Source organism: Collimonas humicola (assembly GCF_018304945.1).
In the GTDB taxonomy this organism is placed as follows: Bacteria; Pseudomonadota; Gammaproteobacteria; order Burkholderiales; family Burkholderiaceae_D; genus Collimonas; species Collimonas humicola.
Genome location: NZ_JAGQEE010000004.1, coordinates 290,961 through 309,488, shown reverse-complemented (window position 1 = coordinate 309,488; position 18,528 = coordinate 290,961). Strand labels below are relative to the sequence as shown.

21 protein-coding genes and 1 tRNA gene are annotated in these 18,528 nt (G+C 59.4%); 8 read left to right on the top strand and 14 right to left on the bottom strand.

Annotated features, from left to right (window positions below; translation table 11 throughout):
- Positions 1 to 12: 12 nt before the first annotated feature.
- From trmB to KHU30_RS15445, 5 genes are all read right to left on the bottom strand, one after another.
- On the bottom strand, positions 13 to 720 hold the full coding sequence (gene trmB, locus KHU30_RS15465; protein ID WP_211443514.1) for a tRNA (guanosine(46)-N7)-methyltransferase TrmB: 708 nt from the start codon (positions 718 to 720) through the stop codon (positions 13 to 15).
- Between the two features lie 131 nt (positions 721 to 851).
- Positions 852 to 925 (bottom strand) — tRNA-Gly (locus KHU30_RS15460).
- Between the two features lie 303 nt (positions 926 to 1,228).
- On the bottom strand, positions 1,229 to 1,549 hold the full coding sequence (locus tag KHU30_RS15455; protein ID WP_211443513.1) for a DUF4359 domain-containing protein: 321 nt from the start codon (positions 1,547 to 1,549) through the stop codon (positions 1,229 to 1,231).
- A gap of 157 nt (positions 1,550 to 1,706) precedes the next feature.
- Positions 1,707 to 1,958, bottom strand: a complete 252-nt coding sequence (locus tag KHU30_RS15450; protein WP_211443512.1) for a hypothetical protein — start codon at positions 1,956 to 1,958, stop codon at positions 1,707 to 1,709.
- A gap of 32 nt (positions 1,959 to 1,990) precedes the next feature.
- Positions 1,991 to 2,896, bottom strand: coding sequence for an alpha/beta fold hydrolase (locus KHU30_RS15445; RefSeq protein WP_211443511.1), 906 nt, complete (start codon positions 2,894 to 2,896; stop codon positions 1,991 to 1,993).
- Between the two features lie 104 nt (positions 2,897 to 3,000).
- Here KHU30_RS15445 and KHU30_RS15440 point away from each other — a divergent pair, with 104 nt between their 5' ends.
- Positions 3,001 to 4,020 (top strand): hypothetical protein, encoded by a 1,020-nt coding sequence (locus KHU30_RS15440; RefSeq protein WP_211443510.1) that lies wholly within the window; start codon positions 3,001 to 3,003, stop codon positions 4,018 to 4,020.
- A 73-nt stretch (positions 4,021 to 4,093) separates the two neighbouring features.
- On the opposite strand, the gene KHU30_RS15435 is transcribed toward KHU30_RS15440, so the two are convergent.
- Positions 4,094 to 4,381 carry a putative quinol monooxygenase gene (locus KHU30_RS15435; protein ID WP_211443509.1) on the bottom strand — a complete coding sequence of 96 codons (288 nt, stop codon included), beginning with the start codon at positions 4,379 to 4,381 and terminating at the stop codon, positions 4,094 to 4,096.
- Positions 4,382 to 4,768: 387 nt separating this feature from the next.
- Here KHU30_RS15435 and KHU30_RS15430 point away from each other — a divergent pair, with 387 nt between their 5' ends.
- From KHU30_RS15430 to KHU30_RS15415, 4 genes are all read left to right on the top strand, one after another.
- Positions 4,769 to 5,827 carry a YncE family protein gene (locus tag KHU30_RS15430; protein WP_211443508.1) on the top strand — a complete coding sequence of 353 codons (1,059 nt, stop codon included), beginning with the start codon at positions 4,769 to 4,771 and terminating at the stop codon, positions 5,825 to 5,827.
- 206 nt (positions 5,828 to 6,033) lie between these two features.
- On the top strand, positions 6,034 to 6,441 hold the full coding sequence (locus tag KHU30_RS15425) for a DUF6249 domain-containing protein (RefSeq protein ID WP_211443507.1): 408 nt from the start codon (positions 6,034 to 6,036) through the stop codon (positions 6,439 to 6,441).
- Positions 6,442 to 6,447: 6 nt separating this feature from the next.
- A complete protein-coding gene (locus KHU30_RS15420) occupies positions 6,448 to 7,074 on the top strand; it encodes an RNA polymerase sigma factor (RefSeq protein ID WP_211443506.1) in 627 nt (208 codons plus the stop codon).
- Positions 7,071 to 7,580 (top strand): hypothetical protein, encoded by a 510-nt coding sequence (locus KHU30_RS15415; RefSeq protein WP_211443505.1) that lies wholly within the window; start codon positions 7,071 to 7,073, stop codon positions 7,578 to 7,580. The genes KHU30_RS15420 and KHU30_RS15415 overlap by 4 nt, the downstream gene beginning before the upstream one ends.
- Before the next feature lie 154 nt (positions 7,581 to 7,734).
- Here the strand turns inward: KHU30_RS15415 and KHU30_RS15410 are convergent, their stop codons facing one another.
- The gene (locus KHU30_RS15410) at positions 7,735 to 9,120 is read right to left on the bottom strand and encodes an NCS2 family permease (RefSeq protein ID WP_211443601.1); all 1,386 of its coding nucleotides are present in this window, start codon (positions 9,118 to 9,120) and stop codon (positions 7,735 to 7,737) included.
- A gap of 388 nt (positions 9,121 to 9,508) precedes the next feature.
- A complete protein-coding gene (locus KHU30_RS15405) occupies positions 9,509 to 9,769 on the bottom strand; it encodes an energy transducer TonB (protein WP_211443504.1) in 261 nt (86 codons plus the stop codon).
- A 133-nt stretch (positions 9,770 to 9,902) separates the two neighbouring features.
- Here KHU30_RS15405 and KHU30_RS15400 point away from each other — a divergent pair, with 133 nt between their 5' ends.
- From KHU30_RS15400 to KHU30_RS15390, 3 genes are all read left to right on the top strand, one after another.
- Entirely contained in the window at positions 9,903 to 10,331 is a 429-nt protein-coding gene (locus KHU30_RS15400) for a DUF3574 domain-containing protein (RefSeq protein ID WP_211443503.1), read from the top strand.
- 115 nt (positions 10,332 to 10,446) lie between these two features.
- Complete coding sequence (locus KHU30_RS15395; RefSeq protein ID WP_211443502.1) at positions 10,447 to 11,220, top strand: DUF3050 domain-containing protein; 774 nt, start codon at positions 10,447 to 10,449, stop codon at positions 11,218 to 11,220.
- Positions 11,221 to 11,516: 296 nt separating this feature from the next.
- A complete protein-coding gene (locus KHU30_RS15390; RefSeq protein WP_211443501.1) occupies positions 11,517 to 12,113 on the top strand; it encodes a hemerythrin domain-containing protein in 597 nt (198 codons plus the stop codon).
- 36 nt (positions 12,114 to 12,149) lie between these two features.
- On the opposite strand, the gene KHU30_RS15385 is transcribed toward KHU30_RS15390, so the two are convergent.
- From KHU30_RS15385 to KHU30_RS15360, 6 genes are all read right to left on the bottom strand, one after another.
- Positions 12,150 to 13,199: a M29 family metallopeptidase gene (locus tag KHU30_RS15385; RefSeq protein WP_211443600.1), complete on the bottom strand. Its 1,050-nt coding sequence runs from the start codon at positions 13,197 to 13,199 to the stop codon at positions 12,150 to 12,152.
- A 291-nt stretch (positions 13,200 to 13,490) separates the two neighbouring features.
- Complete coding sequence (locus KHU30_RS15380) at positions 13,491 to 13,757, bottom strand: hypothetical protein (RefSeq protein ID WP_211443500.1); 267 nt, start codon at positions 13,755 to 13,757, stop codon at positions 13,491 to 13,493.
- A gap of 69 nt (positions 13,758 to 13,826) precedes the next feature.
- Entirely contained in the window at positions 13,827 to 14,627 is an 801-nt protein-coding gene (locus KHU30_RS15375; protein ID WP_211443499.1) for a hypothetical protein, read from the bottom strand.
- The gene (locus KHU30_RS15370) at positions 14,624 to 15,676 is read right to left on the bottom strand and encodes a YaiO family outer membrane beta-barrel protein (RefSeq protein ID WP_230427402.1); all 1,053 of its coding nucleotides are present in this window, start codon (positions 15,674 to 15,676) and stop codon (positions 14,624 to 14,626) included. The genes KHU30_RS15375 and KHU30_RS15370 overlap by 4 nt, the downstream gene beginning before the upstream one ends.
- Positions 15,673 to 17,526, bottom strand: coding sequence for a polysaccharide deacetylase family protein (locus KHU30_RS15365; protein WP_211443498.1), 1,854 nt, complete (start codon positions 17,524 to 17,526; stop codon positions 15,673 to 15,675). Before KHU30_RS15365 ends, KHU30_RS15370 begins: the two co-directional genes overlap by 4 nt.
- Entirely contained in the window at positions 17,523 to 18,512 is a 990-nt protein-coding gene (locus KHU30_RS15360; protein WP_211443497.1) for a hypothetical protein, read from the bottom strand. The genes KHU30_RS15365 and KHU30_RS15360 overlap by 4 nt, the downstream gene beginning before the upstream one ends.
- Between the last annotated feature and the right edge of the window lie 16 nt (positions 18,513 to 18,528).

Sequence of the window (18,528 nt, the reverse complement as noted above, 5' to 3'; positions counted from 1 at the left end):
TAACAATTCAGCTCAAACGCGCGTGAACACCAGGTCCCAGACGCCATGCCCAAGCCGCAAGCCGCGATTCTCGAACTTGGTCACAGGCCGATATTCCGGCCGTTCCGCATAAGTCTCCGCGGTATTCTTCAGCAGCGGCTCGGCGCTCAATACTTCCAGCATTTGTTCAGCATACTCCTGCCAGTCGGTAGCGCAATGCAGGTAGCCGCCCGGCGCAATGCGCGACGCCAGCAAGCTCACCAGCGGCCCCTGGATCAGGCGCCGCTTGTTATGGCGCGCCTTGTGCCAGGGATCGGGAAAGAACACATGCGCACCGGCCAGCGAGCCAGGCGCAATCATGTTGGTCAGCACTTCCACCGCATCGTGCTGGATCAGGCGCAGATTGCTCAACTGCTGCTCGCCGATCAATTTCAGCAAGCTGCCGACGCCCGGCGTATGCACCTCAACGCCGACGAAATTCTTTTCCGGCATGCCGGCCGCGATCTTGGCCGAAGTCTCGCCCATGCCGAAGCCGATCTCAAGGATAGTCGGCGCACTACGCCCGAAAACCTGCGCCAGATCGACTTCAGCCTTGTTATATGAGACACAGAATTGCGGCCCCAGTTCTTCGATGGCACGCGCCTGCGCCGTCGACAAGCGCCCGGCGCGCGTGACAAAGCTGCGGATCCGGTGTTCGGTCGGATCGTAAAAGAGGGGTTTGCCGGATTTATTTTCTGACATGCTAATTAGACTTTAGGTGGAGCGAAGCAAGCGCTGGATTGCCCTTGCGGACAGGACCATTGTAACGCCAGACAAATACCTGCCTCAAAAATACAAATGGCACCCTGAAATGGCGGGTGCCAACGCTGGTCTGGAGCGGGTAGAGGGGATCGAACCCTCGTCTAAAGCTTGGGAAGCTTTCGTTCTACCATTGAACTACACCCGCGAAGCCCATATTCTAAGCCATTTCTACTTTGAATTTCTGACAATTTCGCTCCGCAAAGACTGCGAATTAATCTACAAGTCGACTTTGCTGTCTTCACAATTGCAGCACTGTTGGGGCTACTCAAAATGTCACAGCGCATCATCTAGGGATAGCTCGGCGAATTCGTAGCTATTCGCAACGAAGTTGCTACTCTTGTGTTGAAAGAAACTAATTCTTAGTTTTGGTACGAAAACGCAATAAAACGGGCCGGTAAATCTCGGATCAATACGTTTCTGCCGCCATGAATAGTCAATGCATATGTGATCACTGTACGTGATCGTTGCCTTGCGACCGTGAAATTTGAAAGAAATTACCAAGGACACCCACAACTTTTAGATGTTGATTTCCCAGATTCGAGTCGTAAGTGCTAAACAGAACATAGTTATTTCTCACGGTGCTGTTAGCGATGAAGCTACTAGCCACTCCTCCAAATAGCGTCCCCAGTGTTCGTGTCAAGTCATCCCGTTTATTGGCTTCCTGGGTGATGACTTGATGGATGTACTGCTCATAGCTGTCTAGTTTTGGATTCGTGAATGCCAATAATCCTACAATCGATAGCACTACGATGGTTGATGGTAATTTCATTCTTCATACCTCTGATAACCCACTTCATTGCGATAGCTTCTCTTGGGCTGGTTCGAAACCGGGATAAACCTTGAATGCGGATAGTGTGCCGGATATTTCAGACCAACCTGTTCATCTGTTTAATCCGACAAAAGACCCCTATCTCCCGGAATATGCATTACTGCTTCGCGGATGAATTCTTGCAGAATTCATTGAACGCTTCCCTCGATTTGTCGAGGCCGTTCTTCTGGGCGAGCTCCCAGGGGCGTTCACAATGGTTCGTGTTGGTACACCACGAATATCCTGCCGAGGCGATGCACCCGTGTTCATCGCGGTCCGATCCGGGCGCGGGGGCTGGCGGGGGCGGCTGGGTGGTGCATCCCTCCAGGCAGGCGATCAGGCAAGCGGCCAAACTAAATTGTAATTTCATTGCGACTCCTGAATAAAATCTTTTCATATCGATTAATTTTTCCTGCGCCGCAAAAAGTCGTCGATATAGTCCGCAATCTGTCCCGGCACATCGTTGGTGGCGAAATGTCCGGCGTCCAGCAGGTGGAGTTCGGTTGACGGCAGTTCGCGTTGAATCGCCTGCGCGCCTTCCACTGCGAAAATCGGATCGTGCTTGCCCCAGACTACCAGGGTCGACGGCTTTTGCGTGCGCAAGTATTCTTGCCACTGCGGATAAGCGCGGACGTTCGATTGATAATCGTGTACCAGGTCAAGCTGGATCGCCGCCATGCCGGGCTGCTTGAGGAAGGCGATTTCATCCATCCACAGGTCGGGATTATATTGTTCGGGATGCGGGCGGCCGCCCACATGTCTTGCCTCGCCAGAAGCTTGGGACAACATGCCATCGCGAATCTTTTGCTCGAATTCAGCGCGATGGGCCCAGTAGCTGCGTCGCACATTCCAGATTGGCGTCAGTCCCTCTTCATGGATCACCGCATTTTGAATGATCAGCGCCTGCACCCGTTCCGGCCTCGCCAGCGCTATGCGAAAGCCGATTGGGCCGCCGTAGTCTTGCAGGTAGATCGCGTAGCGATTCAAGCCCAGCATGTCGGTGAAGGCCAGCATCGTCCTGGCGAGATGATCGAAGGTATATGGCCACGCGGCGCGGTCAGGCGCCTGAGATAAACCGAAACCCGGGTAGTCGGGAGCAATCAGGTGATAGTGCTTGGCCAGGTGCGGCAGCAGCGGTTCAAACATGCGGGACGAGGACGGATAGCCATGCAACAGCAGCAGTACGGGCGCGCCTTGCCGCCCGGCTTCGCGATAGAAAATCCTGACCCCGTCGACCTCAATGTTCTTGTACCGGGTCGCAATCGCGTCGGTGCTTGCGGCGATATCTATCGGTGCGCTGGCTTTCATCGTTTCCTTTTCTGAAATGGGTTTGCCTTTGTCTGTCATTCAGTTTGAACAAAAACAGTGGAAGCATGTTGCCATGTGGTAATTATTAAAGCAATATTGCATATATGAAAAACATCCTGATCCGCACCGGACTAAACATTCAGATGACAGCCCTGCTGTTGCTGTTTATGTCGCCAATCGCATGTGCCGCATCGCATGCGCCGTCGATAGTCAGATCCTTTGATATATTTTGGGCGGCCGCGCAGGATAAGCCGTTTGCGCAGCAGGAAAAGCTTTGGGATGAATTCATTGAACAAGATCGGGAAGACCTCTACCAGGCAGTTGTCTGGGAAGCCGATCATCACCCGGATTGGCGCGGCCGGAAGCACCGTATTTTGCAATCACGGTTTGCAAGTTACTCCGGATTGGCCAATCAAATCGCTGATGCAGCAGCGAGATTGGAGGTAGACATCTCTCGGCAAGGAGCCAAATTCAGGACTGTGTTTGCGGACGCACCTGAGAGCCCTGATGCCCAGATAATCCTCGCACCCAACTTCGATGCCAAAAGCGGCGTTCTGGCAGATGGTTCTTGCGTATTGGTTTTTGCCATTGATTCGCTCATTCTTGAAAAAGCGAATATGGACGTAGTTATTCCGCACGAGCTGTTTCACCTGTATCACGCCAACCATGCGGGGATAAAAAATGACGGCGTAATGGCAGGTGCTGACCTGACGCTTCCACTATTCGAGGAAGGGCTCGCCACCTACGTCAGTACCCAGTTGTCTCCAGGGTACAAGGATGAAGAATATCTGCTGCAGGAAGATCTTGGCTCTTTGCAGGACCAGCGATTGCCGGAAATCGCCAGGCGTTTTCTGACCGATGCAGATTTCCTGGCGATAGACAGATTGCATCCGGATGCCTTCAATCGTTGGTTCAACTCGTCAACGACCAAGGTTAACGCTGATTTGCCAAATCGCACTGGATATTGGCTGGGGCTCGCTGTCATACGTTATCTGAGGCAATCATATTCCTTGAGCGACATCGCGTCCTGGCGGCCGGATCAGGCGCAGATGCGTGCACGTGAAGTATTAACGGCATTGGCAAGCTCTTTAAATCAGGAGCGGCCCTTGAGCAGCAATAATTAACTCTGCAAAAATAACAAATGCGGAATTTTTTCGGCGTTATCCAAATACATCGCTGGTATTCTGCGCCGTCTTCTCAGGCGATCTGCGTGTAGCGATGGATGACGGGCGGCTGCGCCAGCAACGGGGCGGCTTTGGCGATTGCCGCGGCAACGTGGGGTGTAGCCATATGGGCGTCGGCCGCTGCTTGCTCTGTCCAGTGCTCGATGGTGACAAATTCGAGCGGATTTTCTTCGTCCTGAAACAGTTCGTAACTCTGGCAACCTGCTTCGTTGCGGCTAGGACCAACCAGATCTTGCAGTATGTTTTTCATTGACGATTCCGCGCCTGGTTGCGATGAGATCCGGGCCATGACCTTGATCATTTTGCTGTCCTCCCATTGCCGCAGACAAGTGCGGGGGTTGCAAGGCCTGGAGTCCATGGAAGCTGGCGTCAAGCCTGCCGTCAACTCCAGTGAAGATAATCATACGCCTGCCAGCATGATAGAACCGAGGAATTATCAAGAAAACATTGCACTGTCTTGGTATTTGGGAGGTCGGGAGTTTTAAAGTGGCAATGAAGGCTATTCCTCGGTCGCGCGGGAGGCAAGACGATGGCTGTCTGCCGTCATTTTCTTCCACTCTGGCCATCCTAATCCTGCGCTAATTGTTTACTGCTAGCTTGACGCGGGCCTATGAGAATATTGAACCTGTCATAGCCGATAAAATGCGCTGCCCGGCATTGGAAATTCATCAACCCTTAAATCAAATACATGAAAAATTTCACCTTCAGCAGTTCGGCCATGGCTGCGGCCTGTGCCTTCGCGTTGTTGCAGATCGCCCTTGTCCCGGCTGTCCGCGCTGCCGCACCGGAGAGCTACAAGATCGTTTCGCGCTTTCCGGTAACCGGGGTGGAGGGATGGGATTACCTCGCTGTCGACAGCAAACGGGACCATCTGTTTGTCAGCCGTTCCGACCATGTCCAGGTTATCGATACCCGCTCGGGAGAGCTGGTTGCCAACATAGCCGATACCGCCGGCGTCCACGGCGTCGCGATCGCGCAAGACCTGAAGCTCGGTTTTACCAGCAACGGCCGCGCGGGCACGCTGACGGTTTTTGAGCTCGACAGCCTCAAGACGATCGATACCGTCAAAGGCATCGGCGCCGGTCCCGACGCGATACTTTACTATCAGCCATTGCAGCGGATCTACAGCTTCAACGGCAAAGATCAAAGCGTGACGATCGTCGATGCTGTCACACGCAAGGTGATCGACACGCTGCCGGTCTCCGGCCAGCCGGAGTTCGCCGTCAGCGACAGCCTTGGCCATATCTTTTTCAATGTGGAAGACAAGAATGAAATTGCCGTGATCGATGCGCAGTCTTCAAAAATCGTCAAGCACTGGACCATGGCTGCGTGCGACGGACCGAGCGGCCTGGCGATCGATGACCTGCATCATAGGTTGTTTTCGGTATGCGGCAACAAGAAGATGATGGTTGTCGATGCCATATCGGGAAAAACCGTCACGACGGTAGACATCGGCGACAGGCCGGATGCGGCCGCGTTTGATCCAGCGACGGGGCTGGTCTTCGTTTCCAATGGTGGCGGAACCTTGACGGTTGTGCATGAGGACACGGCGGACAAATACACGGTTGCAGCCAGCCTCGCCACCCAAAAGGGCGCGCGTACCTTGGCGCTCAATCCGGAAACGCATCTTGTGTATCTGGTCAGCGGCAAATTCGGCGCGGCGCCGGCGCCCACCCCAGCCAATCCTCGTCCGCGCGCTGCGCTGTTGCCGGACACTTTCAATGTATTGGTTGCCGCGCCAAATTAAGGCCCGTTGGGAAATAAGCTGGGCGTCTGGGCGGCCATGGATGGATGCGATGCAAGGCGCTCCATCGGCCCAGTACGAGGTGAAATTCCAAGACAGCGGGGCGAAGGGCCTGGTCCGTAAAAAAAATTGCGCAGTTTTGAATCCAAAACGTCATCCAGCCACATCCAAGCAGGGTAAGCCTTTCACGAACCCTTTCAGGAGACAGCATGAATTCGGAAACCATTTCAAACCTCGGCCCCCTCATCATTCCTGTGCTGGGGCTGTGCATCCCCATCGTCGCTATCGTCATGGGCGTCCTGTCCAGGATGCGCCGCGCCGAACTGATGCACGAAACGGTGCGTCAGCTGGTTGCGCAAGGCCGTGAGATTCCGCCGCAGCTGCTCGACGGCAGCCTGCTGGCGGATCGTCCTGCCGGCGGCAATTCCGGCTGGCAGAACAAAAGTGTCCAGCTGATCTTCGGCGCCACCAACGCGGCGGCGGGCTTAGGGTTGATGGTGATGTTTTACGCCATGCGGCCGGACGAGTGGCTGTGGGCGATCGGCTGCATCCCCTTGTTTGTCGGCATTGCGCTGCTGGTGGTGTGGAAGATGGAATCCAAGCCTGCGCCGCGTTGAGCCCTTGTGGAGCCCGATATCGCCGCGCTGCTGGAAGATCCCGATCTCGCTCTGCTGCAGCGGGTGCGTCAGCATGACGATCGCCAGGCCTTCGGTCTGTTGGTAAAGCGCCATCAAGGCGCCGTGCGGGCGCTGTTGCGGCGTCTGGCCGGAGGCGATGCGGCCTGGGCGGACGAGCTGGCGCAGGAGGCGTTTTTGCGCGCTTACCAGAACCTCGGCGGCTTTCGCGGCGAGGCTCGCTTCCGTACCTGGCTCATCCGTATCGCCACGAATCTGTTCCTGGAACAGCGCCGCCGCGGCGACGCCCAGCTGCAGGCGCAGACCCAGGTTTTGAGCGGTGAAACTGAGCAGCAGATGGCGGACGGCCTTATGGCTCGGGCAGACCATGCCCTGTCCTTGAGCGACACGGTGGCGCTGTCGCTGGACATGCAGCGGGCGCTGGATATGCTAAGCGACGCCGAGCGGCAAGCGATTGTGCTGAGCTACTGGGGCGACCTCTCCCATGCGGAGGCCGCGCTTGCCTTGGGATGTCCGCTGGGCACACTCAAAACCCATTTATTGCGTGGCCGCGCCAAGCTCGAAACGGCGCTCGCCGCCTGGGCTCCGCGCCAACCTTTGGAGCAGTGCAAATGAAGCAGATTCCCACTTCGGATTCATCCGGTTCGATGCGGCAAGATGAGCCGCAAGGAGAGGCAGTCAGTCTTGCTGCGGAAGGGAGCGGCTGGCTGGCGGATACATTGCGCCGCCAAGCTCGGCTCGATGCGCCGGCAGACGACGGATTTGCCGCCGCGGTGATGCAAATTCTGCCTGAGCGTTCAACCGGATCTGTGATGGCCGCCCGAAGCAGTACATCGCGTGACCGCAGCGTTTCCGAATTGCCGGGCTGGCTGGCGACGGTGCTGCCTTTGCTTGGCGTATATGGATTGGTGGTTACGGCTGCGACTATGCTGTGGCTGGCACTGACACTGGCAGTGATTCCCGGCGTCGCGGCGGCGCCGCTGTTTGGTCCCGGCGTGCTTGAAGCCTGGGAAGGGCTGGCTAACTCCCTTGTGATCGATCTGGCTCATTGGCTGGCGCCGGCGATGATCCTGGGCTGGCTCGCCTGGTGGCTGCACCAGCAGGAGTGGCTTCTGGAATAATTGGCCGGATCTCCCAGAAGATACGGCCGCTATTTGCGTGGATCAGGAATTCAACCCCCGCAAACAAAAAAGGCAGCGCTCCGGGGGAGGCGCTGCCGTCAATCGACTATTCAAGGAGACCCAAAAAGCCGAAGTTACTGGTTTTTGCTGAGTCTTAAATCGCCCAGCCACCCGCATAGAAGACTGCCAAGGCGATCGCAATCGCGACGGTGCCGACGTTCAGCTTGCGGAATTCGCCAGACACCACGCGGCCGATCACCAGAGTGCAGAAGCCGAGCATGATGCCGGTGACGATGTTGCAGGTGAGGACGATGAATACTGCGCACAGCAGGCCGGACATGGCATCGACCATGTCATCCATATGCATGCGGCTGACGCTGCCCAGCATCAGCAGGCCGACGTACATCAGCGCCGGTGCGGTCGCATAGGAAGGCACCAGGCCTGCCAGCGGCGAAAAGAAAATCACAGCCAGGAACAGCAGGCCGACCACGACGGCGGTCAGGCCGGTGCGGGCGCCGGCTGCGGTGCCGACAGTCGATTCGATATACGCGGCGGCAGGAGCGCCGCCTACCAGGCCGGCGAAAATCGAGCTCAGCGAATCTGCTGTCAGCGCTTTGCCGCCATTGTGGATGTAACCCTTTTCATTGACTTGCCCGGCCTGGCCGGCGACGGCGCGGATGGTGCCGGTTGCATCGAATACCGCAGTCATCACCAGCGCCAGCACGCTAGGCAGCACGGTCATGCTGAGCGCGCCCTTGATATCCATCGAACCGATCAGGCTGGCGTGCCCTGGCGAGCTGAGCGCAGGCATGGAGAAGATGCCGGTGAACTTGACAGCCGGATCGAAGATCAGGCCGATCGCCGACAGCGAGACGACAACCAGCAGAATCCCGCCCGGTACGCGGCGGCGCTCAAGGCCGAAGATGGCGGCCAGGCCGACGATGCTCATGACGACCGGGAAGGCAGTGATGTGGCCGAGCGCTACTGGCAGGCCGGGACCGGCGTTCTTGACCACCAGGCCGACGTCGTTGGAGGCGATCAGCAGCAAGAACAGGCCGATACCGACACCGGTGCCGTGCGCTACGCCGGACGGCAGGTTTTGCAGGATCCAGGAGCGGATGCCGGTCACGGAAATGGCGGTGAACACCAGGCCCATCAGGAACACGGCGCCGAGGGCGACCGAAGGCGACAGTCCTTTGCCGAGCACCAGTCCGAAGGCGGTGAAGGCGGTCAGCGAAATGGCGCAGCCGACGGCGATCGGCAGGCGCGCCCACAGGCCCATCAGCAGCGAGCCGAATGCGGTGGTCAGGCAGACTGCGACGAATACCGCGCTGACGTCGAACCCGGCCCTGCCAAGCATGCCCGGCACGACGAAAACTGAATACACCATGGCCAGGAAAGTGGTGATGCCGGCGACGACTTCACGCCGTTGGGTGCTGCCGCGTGCGGTAATCTGAAAGTACTGGTCGATTTTACCTTCGGCCACGGCAATAGGTTCACCCAGGCCCACAACAGGCTGGGGCTGGAGTTGTTGTTCCATCATGATCGAGCTGCTCCTTTGTATGTCCACTGCAGCGGCCGGTAACCGGCTTTTCATCGACTGTGAATCGACTGTTAAGCGACCGTCAACAGGGTGTCTCGTGTTATGTTTTGAATTGCCAGCAACCGCACACCGAACCCTGGTAACTGGACTGCTCGTCGTTTGCAAAGAAGATCAGTTCGGCGAAGACAGCTTAGGGTATGGATAGCCGCGAATCCATCATGAGGGTTCAATAGACGCCATTCGCATTTCCATATGCGGGGCAAGGCGGCGCAATGAAAAGGCCGCTCGCGCAGAGTGAAACCGTGGCGGAGAAGGCAATCCGGGAGGGCGGCGCAGCCGGAATATAAATCCGCTGGCAAAACGACAAGGCTTGCGGTGCGCCTGCTTATTGGTGAATGGTGTAGGTCAGGTCGTGCCAGTTGTGCGAGGTCTTGGCGCCGCGGCTCTTGCCGGGGAAGCGCATTACCGCGATCTCGCGCTGCGCCCGCGCATCCAGTTCCGGAACGCCGCAGCTTTTCCTGATCGCCACATCGGTCACGTGTCCCGCGCTGTCGAGATACACGCGCACCAGGATCTTGACCGCCTGCGCGGCGGGGGCGGCGTTGGACGGGGCGGCTTTGGCGAGCAGTTTTTCGATGAGATTCATGGCATATCCTTATCTGCGACAATTCTCCCTCACTTTGCTCGTTTAAGATATAGCAGCACTCCATGAACTTTGGGGCCGGCGCCAGGAGCCGCTACAGGGAGCCGTTACCGGGAGCCATTACCGGGGGAACACAATGCGTCTCAGCTTGATTTGTCCTTTGCTTTGCGTGCTGCTGGCGTCAGCCTGCGCGACCGTGCCGGAAGGCGCCGGCGGCGATTTGTGCAAGCAGGCCGGCGGCAGCAGCCAGCTGCAGGCCGAACTGCTGTTTGGCCGCGACACCAATGGCCGCGGACCGGTAAGCGATGCCGAGCGCGCCGGCTTCATGGCCGACGTGGTGACGCCGCGTTTCCCGGCTGGCCTGACGACCTGGGACACCCGCGGCCAATGGCGCGATGCGGCCACAGGCAAGACCATCCAGGAAGACAGTTTCGTGATCCGCATCGTCGCCGCCGCAACGCCGGAGACGCTGGCGCGGCTGGCGCAGATACGCAGCGCCTATGTCAGCCAGTTCCACCAGGATGCGGTGGGTTTGCTGCTCACCTCCATTTGCGCTTCGTTCTGAGAGCAGCCTGATCCGTCGCCGCCGGCCTGGCGATGCATCAAATTATTGCCATTGGGAAATATATCTGTCATTGTCGTTTTACACACATTTGTGTGTGACTTCTCGTGGAGATGACATGACAACGACTATTGAATCGCTACAGCTTACCCTCAAGGAAAAGCACAATCTGTTGACCAATCATGCTGTTTTTTCAGCCATCCGCAACCAGAACGATTTGCGTCTGTTCATGGAGTGGCATGTTTTTGCTGTATGGGATTTCATGTCGCTGGTGAAGCGCTTGCAGATGGATCTGACCACCACCTCGATCCCCTGGTATCCGCCGGCCAATCCGCATGCCGCGCGCCTGATCAACGAGATTGTGCTGGGCGAGGAGTCGGATATCACGCCCAAGGGCGCGATGACGCATTTCGATCTTTACCTGTCGGCGATGAAAGAGATCGGCGCCTCCACGCGGCAGATCAATCAGTTTTTAAACATGATCAGGAAAGGCGATACGGTCGCCGCCGCGCTCAAGCGCGCGGAGGCGCTGGCGCCGATCCAGCGCTTTGTCACGGCTACCATCAACACTTGCCAGGAAGGGCAGACGCACCAGGTCGTCGGCAGCTTTTTCTACGGCCGGGAAAACGTCATCCCGGAGATGTTCCAGGCCTTGCTGAAGAGGTGGAGCATCGCGCCGGAAACCGTACCCGAACTCAATTTCTACCTGGAGCGCCACATCGAGGTCGATTCCGGCGACCATGGGCCGGCGGCGCAACGCATGATTGAAGAGATTACCGGCAACGATCCGGTGCAGATGCGCGAGGTGCTGGAAGCCGGGATCAAGGCGATCGACGAGCGCCATCGCTTGTGGGACAGCTTGCTGGCGGCCCTGCAGCATCCGCCATCCTGAAAGCGCATTGCCGGCAGCGCTTGCAAACACGCGTGGCCCGGGACGCCGAAATCATTTTTCAGCGCCGGCGGTCGTTTTATGAGCAAGGCGTTGTATTGGCAGATGTGGTCCGCTGCTTCGGCCGGATGCCTTGGTCTGGCCGGAGCGGTTAGCGCATGAAAAAATCTTTTAAATTGCCACTGAGAAAGATATTCCCAGATGGAATTTAATGTACTATTGTTGTTGATAGGCAATCACAATAATAAGCAAGTAATACTCTGATAATTACTCCTGCACGGGGACTGGCGAGGTGAAATATGTGGCTGAAAACAATTTTCAATAAACCCGCGACCAGTACCCACGATGAGGAGAAGCACGACGCAGTAAAAAAAACTCCCAGCCAGCAGTCAGCAACGCCAGCCAGAGGAGCCACACCGATAGCCGAGCGGGCTGCACTGCAGCCGGCCAAAAGCGCCAATCATCAGATCGAATACGATGAAAAGCTGATCCCGCAACTGAAAGGGGACCATGCGGCGCTGCTGCTGATGTACTCGACAGTGGCGAACAGGATGAGCGCCGACAAGTGGGATGCTGTGCCTGCCGCATTGCGCGAGATGCGGATGGCGATGTACGGCCACTTGCTGACCGAGGGCGTCAAGCTGTATTCCTACATGCGGCGCAGCCTGGCTGAAGATCCTGCCCTGCACGATGTCTACCGTTCCTATAAGCGGGAAATGGATGGCATCGGCCGCGTGGCGTTTGATTTTTTCGACAAATACCAAGGCAAGGAATGGATCGTCTCGCGCGATGCGCGCATCACATTCAAGGATGAGTTTGAAAATCTCGGCAAGGTGCTGGTAGACCGCATCACGCGCGAAGAGAATATTCTTTATCCTCTGTACATTCCCTCTTAGCAGCTGCTTTGCATTGCGGCAGCGCCTGCGGCCGGCTCAGGGTTGCCAGGCGCCGTTCCGATACACCACTGCGTCATCCAGGTAGACCGCCTCGGTCACCGCAAAGACGTCGATATGATATCTGGCGCTGGCGCGCTTGATGTTCGCCTTGCTGTAGACCCCATGTTTGGCGCCGAGCGAAAGATGGATGCCGCACATCCGCTCGTAGGTGCCGATGTCGCTCACCATGCGCTCCTGCGAAAACGCCCGGTTCATGCCGAAGCCAAGCTCGCGCAGCCACACTTCGCCTTCATCGGCGCGGATGTTGGCCAGCACCTGGTCGAAATCCGGCGTGGAATCGATGACCTCGGCGACCCGGCCTTTGCTGATCACCAGGGTGATCGGCTGCGCCGGCCGGTTGACCCGGAACGCAGTGTCGCCGAACACGAATATGCGCACCTTGCCATTGACCGCTTCCAGGTCCTGCGCCTCGGTGAATACTTCGCCGATGGGGAACTGGCCGCCGACATTGTTCATCTCGCTGTAGTCGCCGATGTTCAGCTTGGCCGCCTCGAACGGTGAATCGAACACCAGCTGCGCGCCGCCGCTGTCGACCACGCCGCGGCGGGCGCGGTCGATGCGCGCCTTGAGCGCGTAGCCGACGCCGCGGTAATAGGCAGGATCGTAAGCCAGCGCTTCGATGTAATGCAGCGCCTCGGGTCCAGGCATGCGCGACAGATGCGGATGCTCTATCACCTTGAGGCCGCGCTTGAAGAGTTCGACGCGGATGCGGAACGCTTCCAGGCGGAAGTTGGTGGACTGCACCAGGATCACCAGGTCGCCCGCCTGCAGCGGCGCAAAAGCCGCCAGCACGGCGTCCGGCGTGAGGGCATCGAAGTCGATGAAGGCAGCGTCCGGCAGGCAGTGCCGGTAAGCGGCGGTCAGCGTGACGGCCAGTGCGCAGCGGGCGTCCGACACCACCACGGCGGCATGCGGCGCTGCATGCTCGAGCGCCAGGGTCAGGATGTCGCGCAGGTGCTTTTCTGCGGTGTCCTGCGCTTCCTGGCTGATCACGTTGGCGGGGGCTTGGTTCTGAATCGGGGTCATCGTCGCGTATCTCTCGGGGAAGGAGATGCCACGCTGCACGCCATGCCATCCCAGTTGGATCAGCATTTTAATCGACAACCCGTATCGGGGGTGCTTTTGCCCGGAGTTACCTGGAAAACCCGTAATCGACAAGGGTTTGCCGGGCTTCGGGCGTGAGCAGGAACAAGGCGAAGCGGTAAGCCGCATCATGCGAGCCGCCGTGCGGATGCGCCGTGTTTTAAAAGATATAGCGAGGGATTGAAAAAAAGCCGTCGCTGCGGCTTTTCCCTTGCATCGTCCTGCCGACTGGCCCTAGTCAGCCAGGCCTTTCGCCAGCAGCTCGGCCACCAGCTGGTTGAGATCGAGTTCGCGCTCTTTCGCCAATGTCTGCAGCTGCTGCACCAGCGTGCCGTTGAGCTTGACCGCGAACGGCACCAGGCCCAGCGCCTGATCGCGCTTGCGCTGCTCCTTGCGGTCGACCACGACGACGTCGCTGTTGCCGAATCCGCCAGCGCCGGGCGCGGTCATTTTGCCCATGAGTTTCTTGGCGTCGCTCTTTGCCATGCCGGTCTTTTTCACAATTGCTATCCTTCTTCATTAATGATCACGGAGTATAAGCCTGTTGGCGCCGTTTGCCGCGCAATCGGGCTATTCGCGCCGCTGCCAGCTCATGGCCCAGGAATAGAAGCCGACCAAGGCGCCGAACTGGATCAGGCTGGAGCCCAGCAGGTAGATGAGGGGATGCCACAGCAGCGAGTAGCGCAGCATCAGCCAGGCGGCAAAGGTGTATTGGAATGGCGTCAGCCCGATCAGGTAAAGCACGGCCAGCACAGACAGCAGGATTTTGCGATAAACCCCGAAGTCGAAAATGTTGTACAGCAGGCCATAGATCCAGGGCGTCAGCAGGATCAGCACCATGGACGCTTGCATCAGCGCCGAGACGGAGGAGGCCGACTGATAAGGGAATTCCGCCGCCCAGAAGTAAAAATACAGCTGGCTGGCCAGCTGCACCAGGCCGATCACGCGCAGGGCATAGGATATCGGCAGCATGCGGGCCGGCAGCAACGTGGTGGTCAGCAGCAGCGTGATGCTGATCAGCATGCCGCTCCACCATTGCAAAGGATCCGGCAGCGCCGCTTCGACATAGGCGTAGGGGATCGAACGGATGCCCGGAAAAGCGCTGCGGCCCATTCTGAGCGCCATCTCGTCGCCCAGGCCATTGGCCCAGAATCCGATAATCGCGGCCCACAGCTCGGCAATCAAAGGCCAGGCCAGCAGCGTGCAAGAGAAGATCAGCGCCGGCAGCAGCAAGATATCGATCCAGCGGCGGTGCGGAAAAGCCAGCCGCCGCAGGGCGCGATGGGTTTGTATCAGCTGGCCGCCAAAGCCGGTGAAGCGCGGGTTGACCGCTGCCTGCTTGCCGCCGCCATCTTCCCGCCGTGCTTTCATCTGAAACTCCAGCGCCAGCCGAGATTGAAGGAGAGCCGGTCGTAGAGCGGGCTCTGGTAGTACTCCAGCCCCGCCAGCAACATGCTGACGCGGTTGATCCGTTCGCGCCATTGCAGATTGACGGTATTGCTCTTGAAGTTCACCAGTTCCGGCCCGCCCGGCAGCACCTTGTAGGTTTCCTTGGCATGCTCATAGCGGACGATGACGGCGCGCCGGTCGTCATTGCCGAAGGTTGCGGCGATGTATTCGCTGGGGCCCAGTATCGAACCCGGATCGGCCCAGTTCAGGCGCACGCCGCCTTCCATCACCACCCCGGTCAGGTAAGCGATGCCGGTCAACAGCAAGCCTGTATCGGAACGCGCGCTTTCATTGCCCTTGGCGTAGTAGGCGCCGATGCCGGCGACGTACTGGCGCTCGCTGCCGAACTTGCGATAAGCGGTGGCATCGCCGCGCCAGCTGGAAAACAGCGGACTGTTGCCAGCGCCGACGCTGACGGTGCTGTAGTAATCCGGTGAAAAGTCGTGGGTCAGCGAGACGCTGCCATAGTTGCCGGTATAGCCGAAACGAGACTGCTGCGTCAATTCGCCTTGCACCACGCCCAGGGAGGTCACCGCCATGCCGCGCAGCGACGTCAGACGCGCATGACCATAGCCATTGGTCATGTGGCCGTCACCGCCGATCAATTCGAGAGCGCCTAGCTCGGGGCTCAGTTCCGGCGCCGCGGCAGCTGTGCTTTCGGGCGGCGCGACTGCAACCGGGGCTGCATCCACCGGGGCTGCCAGCGCCAGCGGCACGGGCGCCGAATCGGTTGCGGCGGGCACAGCATGGGCCGAGGCCGGCGACAATGCCGGCGCCATTGATGCGGCCGGCGCAGCTGCTGCGTGCGGCTGCACAGCGGCGACCGCTGCGGGCGGCGTGTTCATCAGCGGCATCAAGCGCGCGTGCTGTAATACGGGAACCTGTATGTCGGTGCTGTCGTCAGCCGATGCACAAGCAGGAAATGCGACGCAGCCGAAGGACAGGCCCAGAGTTGCCAGTGCTGTTTTCAATGCAGTGCTTCCTTTATCAACGGTGTTGAAATGCGAAGTTGCTTGCTGTCGCCGGCGATCACGGTCCAGTTTTCGCCGCGTTGCTCCACTCTAGCATTGCCGGCCAGGATGCGCGGCTTTGCATACAGCGCAACCGGGAACAGCCAGCTTTGCTGCTGCAATGAAACGGCATTGGCCGCATCGACCACGACTGCATGCCGGTCGCCGGAAATATTCCATGCCGTCTGCTCCCTGCGGTTCATGAAGCGCGCCAGGTCGGTCATGGTGCGCCAGCGGAAACGGCCGCTCTTTCCGGCTGCGTCAGCGGCCAGCATCAGCCGGTTGATGGCGTCGGGATACAGCACCGCGCCCGGCGGGTGGAAATAAATCAGCCTGATCTGTCCGGTATCCTCGGTAAACTGCACCAGCGACGTCAGCCAGTTGCTGATTTCGCTTTCCGGTACATGCTCCATATAGGCTTCTTCGATGGTGCTGATATGGCCATAGGTCTGCACCGGGAACGACCAGATATGCTTGTCGCGGCGGCCGTCGCGGTAAGCATGGGTCGGGCCCTGCCCGATATTGCCGGTGAAGTAGTAGGCCAGCACATCCTGGTCGTCCAACCAGTCGGTGACCCAGACCGGCTGGTTGCCGGTCGGCGCCGAGTATTCGGTCTGCGGGCGGCCGATCAGCTGGTTCACCGCATCGGCATTCTGTTCCAGGTAAGTGGTCATTTTTTCGGCATTGCCGGCAGCCAGGTTCTTGCCGAACCAGTCATGTATCCAGCCGCCGTGGCTGCCGATTTCATTGCCTTGGGCCAGCAAGGTTTGCAAGCGCGCCTGAAACGCCGGGTTATGGTTGAGGTCGACGCCGAGGCCGTCGCCGAAGGTGCGCTGGTCAGGCCCGGCGGTGACATGGATGCTGAACGGCCCGCGCCTGAATACGCCGGCCTTGATCAGCTGGTCCATGGCGGGAATGCAGATCTTGGCGTCGCAATGCCAGTTCAGGATCAGTCCGCCGATCGCGTCCGGCGCGGCGGACAATTGCGGCTGGCCCATGATGCGGTTGGCGAAGTAGTGCAGGAAGCCATGCATCAGGATGCCGTCGGTACGCAGCTTCAGGTATCCCAGCGGCAGGTTGACGAACAGCACGCGGCCCTGGCCGACATCATGTTCGCCTGCAATCACGGTATCGCCCTCGGCTTGCATGCGCAGGGTGCCGGCATAGGTGGCGGCGGTACGCAGGGCCGGATAACGCAAGGTGTCCTCGCCGTAGCCGGACAATACCGCCAGCTCGCCGTTTTTGATCCAGCGTCCCGGCGGAATTTCCAGCGCCTGCATGATCTGCGGACTGCCGGAGATGGTCGGGTTGAACGATATTTTGTCATGCAGCGCACCGTACATGGCGTATTCGGTTCCTGCCAGCTTTGAAAAGCGCGACGCCGGTTCGCTGTAGTAGCCGTTCTCGTCCAGCACGCCGGCATCGCCCACCAGCATCAGGGCGCCGCCGTTTTCCACAAAGCGGCTGATCTGGTTGACGAAAGCGGTGCTGATCTGGCGATGGATGGTGTCCGGCAGGATCACGCCGGCGAACGGCCGTTCGCCTTGCAGTCCGCGCCGTGAAAATTCAGAGGCGGTAATGGTCTGCAGGCGGATCCCTTCTTCCGCCGCGCCGTCCAGCCATGCGTTGGAATACAAGCGGTTGGCGTCGGACAGTTCGTCCGGCAAGACCAGGACGATGGCGTCGCTTTGCCATTGCGCCGGGCTGATCTGGTTGATGCGGTAGACCCAGCCGGCGCCGCCGCCGATGATGACGGCAAGCGCCAGCGCCAGCAGGATCTTGCGCAGATGTGGGTGGCGTAGGGCGCTCATGATGACGGCTGTGGAGTCCGGTTTTTGAAAGTGTTGCGCAAGCCGATGCGCACGCCTTCTTCGACGATGTTCCAGCGGCCCGCCGCGCGCCAGGCGGCGGCATTGTCAAGCCATCGCCGCGCGCTGGCCTGGTCGCCGTTGCGATAGGCGGCCCAGGCGATCAGTCCCCAGGGATAGTGATCGCTTGCACCGGCCAGCCATTGCGCGCCATAGCGTTCCATCCACAGGCGCCAGTAACGCACGCCGCTGGCGCCGCCGCGCAGGTCGTATAGCCACAGATAGACGGGCGCCACCGCATTCGGATAGAAGCCGTATGGTGTCGGCGGCATGCTGGCGCGCGCCGGTTCAAGGGCGCCGTCCGGATCGTAGCCGTAAGTGAGGCGCAAGCCTTTAAGCATGCTGGCGCTGCTCGGCAGCGCCGCCAGCTGGACGGCGAAGCGTGTGCTTGCCGCACTGCTGCCGCGCAGATGGCGCAGGGCGCCGATGACTTCGACGTTGTCGGCGAAATAGGCCGCGCTGCCGGCGGCGGCGTGGAATGTCTGCTGCGCCGGATTCCACAGGGTTGCCAGGTGTTCCAGGGACCTGGCGCAACTGGCGGCCAGCACTTCATCGGCCGGCAGGACCTCGGCGGCCAGCAGGCACCATAGCGCATCCAGGGAGTCGTCGGCATCCGCCGGGCCGCAGGCCAGCCACTCCGCCGCGCTGCTGCGGCAGATGCGCGGGAAGGGGCCGTCGGCCTGCTGGAAGGGCAGCAGCCAGTGGCCGAAGGCACTGGCCGCCGGAGCGATGTCGACGCCCAGCCGATGCGCCGCCAGCAAGGCCTTGAGCGCGAAGTAGGGCTCGACATAGTCGCCTTTGGGAAAGACCGTGAGGGCGCCGTTCGGCTCGGCGAAATCGGCGAACGCCTGGGCCGCCGGCAAGTCGTCGGCCGCCGCTGGGCGGCAGGCGCAGCAAAAGAAAAAGACGGCTGCGCGGAGGGCAGGCACGGCTCGCCATTGCGTC

Excerpts from the sequence above, each read along its gene's own strand:
- trmB (WP_211443514.1), bottom strand. The coding sequence starts at position 720 with ATGTCAGAAAATAAATCCGGCAAACCCCTCTTTTACGATCCGACCGAA.
- KHU30_RS15455 (WP_211443513.1), bottom strand. The coding sequence starts at position 1,549 with ATGAAATTACCATCAACCATCGTAGTGCTATCGATTGTAGGATTATTG.
- KHU30_RS15450 (WP_211443512.1), bottom strand. The coding sequence starts at position 1,958 with ATGAAATTACAATTTAGTTTGGCCGCTTGCCTGATCGCCTGCCTGGAG.
- KHU30_RS15445 (WP_211443511.1), bottom strand. The coding sequence starts at position 2,896 with ATGAAAGCCAGCGCACCGATAGATATCGCCGCAAGCACCGACGCGATT.
- KHU30_RS15440 (WP_211443510.1), top strand. The coding sequence starts at position 3,001 with ATGAAAAACATCCTGATCCGCACCGGACTAAACATTCAGATGACAGCC.
- KHU30_RS15435 (WP_211443509.1), bottom strand. The coding sequence starts at position 4,381 with ATGATCAAGGTCATGGCCCGGATCTCATCGCAACCAGGCGCGGAATCG.
- KHU30_RS15430 (WP_211443508.1), top strand. The coding sequence starts at position 4,769 with ATGAAAAATTTCACCTTCAGCAGTTCGGCCATGGCTGCGGCCTGTGCC.
- KHU30_RS15425 (WP_211443507.1), top strand. The coding sequence starts at position 6,034 with ATGAATTCGGAAACCATTTCAAACCTCGGCCCCCTCATCATTCCTGTG.
- KHU30_RS15415 (WP_211443505.1), top strand. The coding sequence starts at position 7,071 with ATGAAGCAGATTCCCACTTCGGATTCATCCGGTTCGATGCGGCAAGAT.
- KHU30_RS15410 (WP_211443601.1), bottom strand. The coding sequence starts at position 9,120 with ATGGAACAACAACTCCAGCCCCAGCCTGTTGTGGGCCTGGGTGAACCT.
- KHU30_RS15405 (WP_211443504.1), bottom strand. The coding sequence starts at position 9,769 with ATGAATCTCATCGAAAAACTGCTCGCCAAAGCCGCCCCGTCCAACGCC.
- KHU30_RS15400 (WP_211443503.1), top strand. The coding sequence starts at position 9,903 with ATGCGTCTCAGCTTGATTTGTCCTTTGCTTTGCGTGCTGCTGGCGTCA.
- KHU30_RS15395 (WP_211443502.1), top strand. The coding sequence starts at position 10,447 with ATGACAACGACTATTGAATCGCTACAGCTTACCCTCAAGGAAAAGCAC.
- KHU30_RS15390 (WP_211443501.1), top strand. The coding sequence starts at position 11,517 with ATGTGGCTGAAAACAATTTTCAATAAACCCGCGACCAGTACCCACGAT.
- KHU30_RS15385 (WP_211443600.1), bottom strand. The coding sequence starts at position 13,199 with ATGACCCCGATTCAGAACCAAGCCCCCGCCAACGTGATCAGCCAGGAA.
- KHU30_RS15375 (WP_211443499.1), bottom strand. The coding sequence starts at position 14,627 with ATGAAAGCACGGCGGGAAGATGGCGGCGGCAAGCAGGCAGCGGTCAAC.
- KHU30_RS15365 (WP_211443498.1), bottom strand. The coding sequence starts at position 17,526 with ATGAGCGCCCTACGCCACCCACATCTGCGCAAGATCCTGCTGGCGCTG.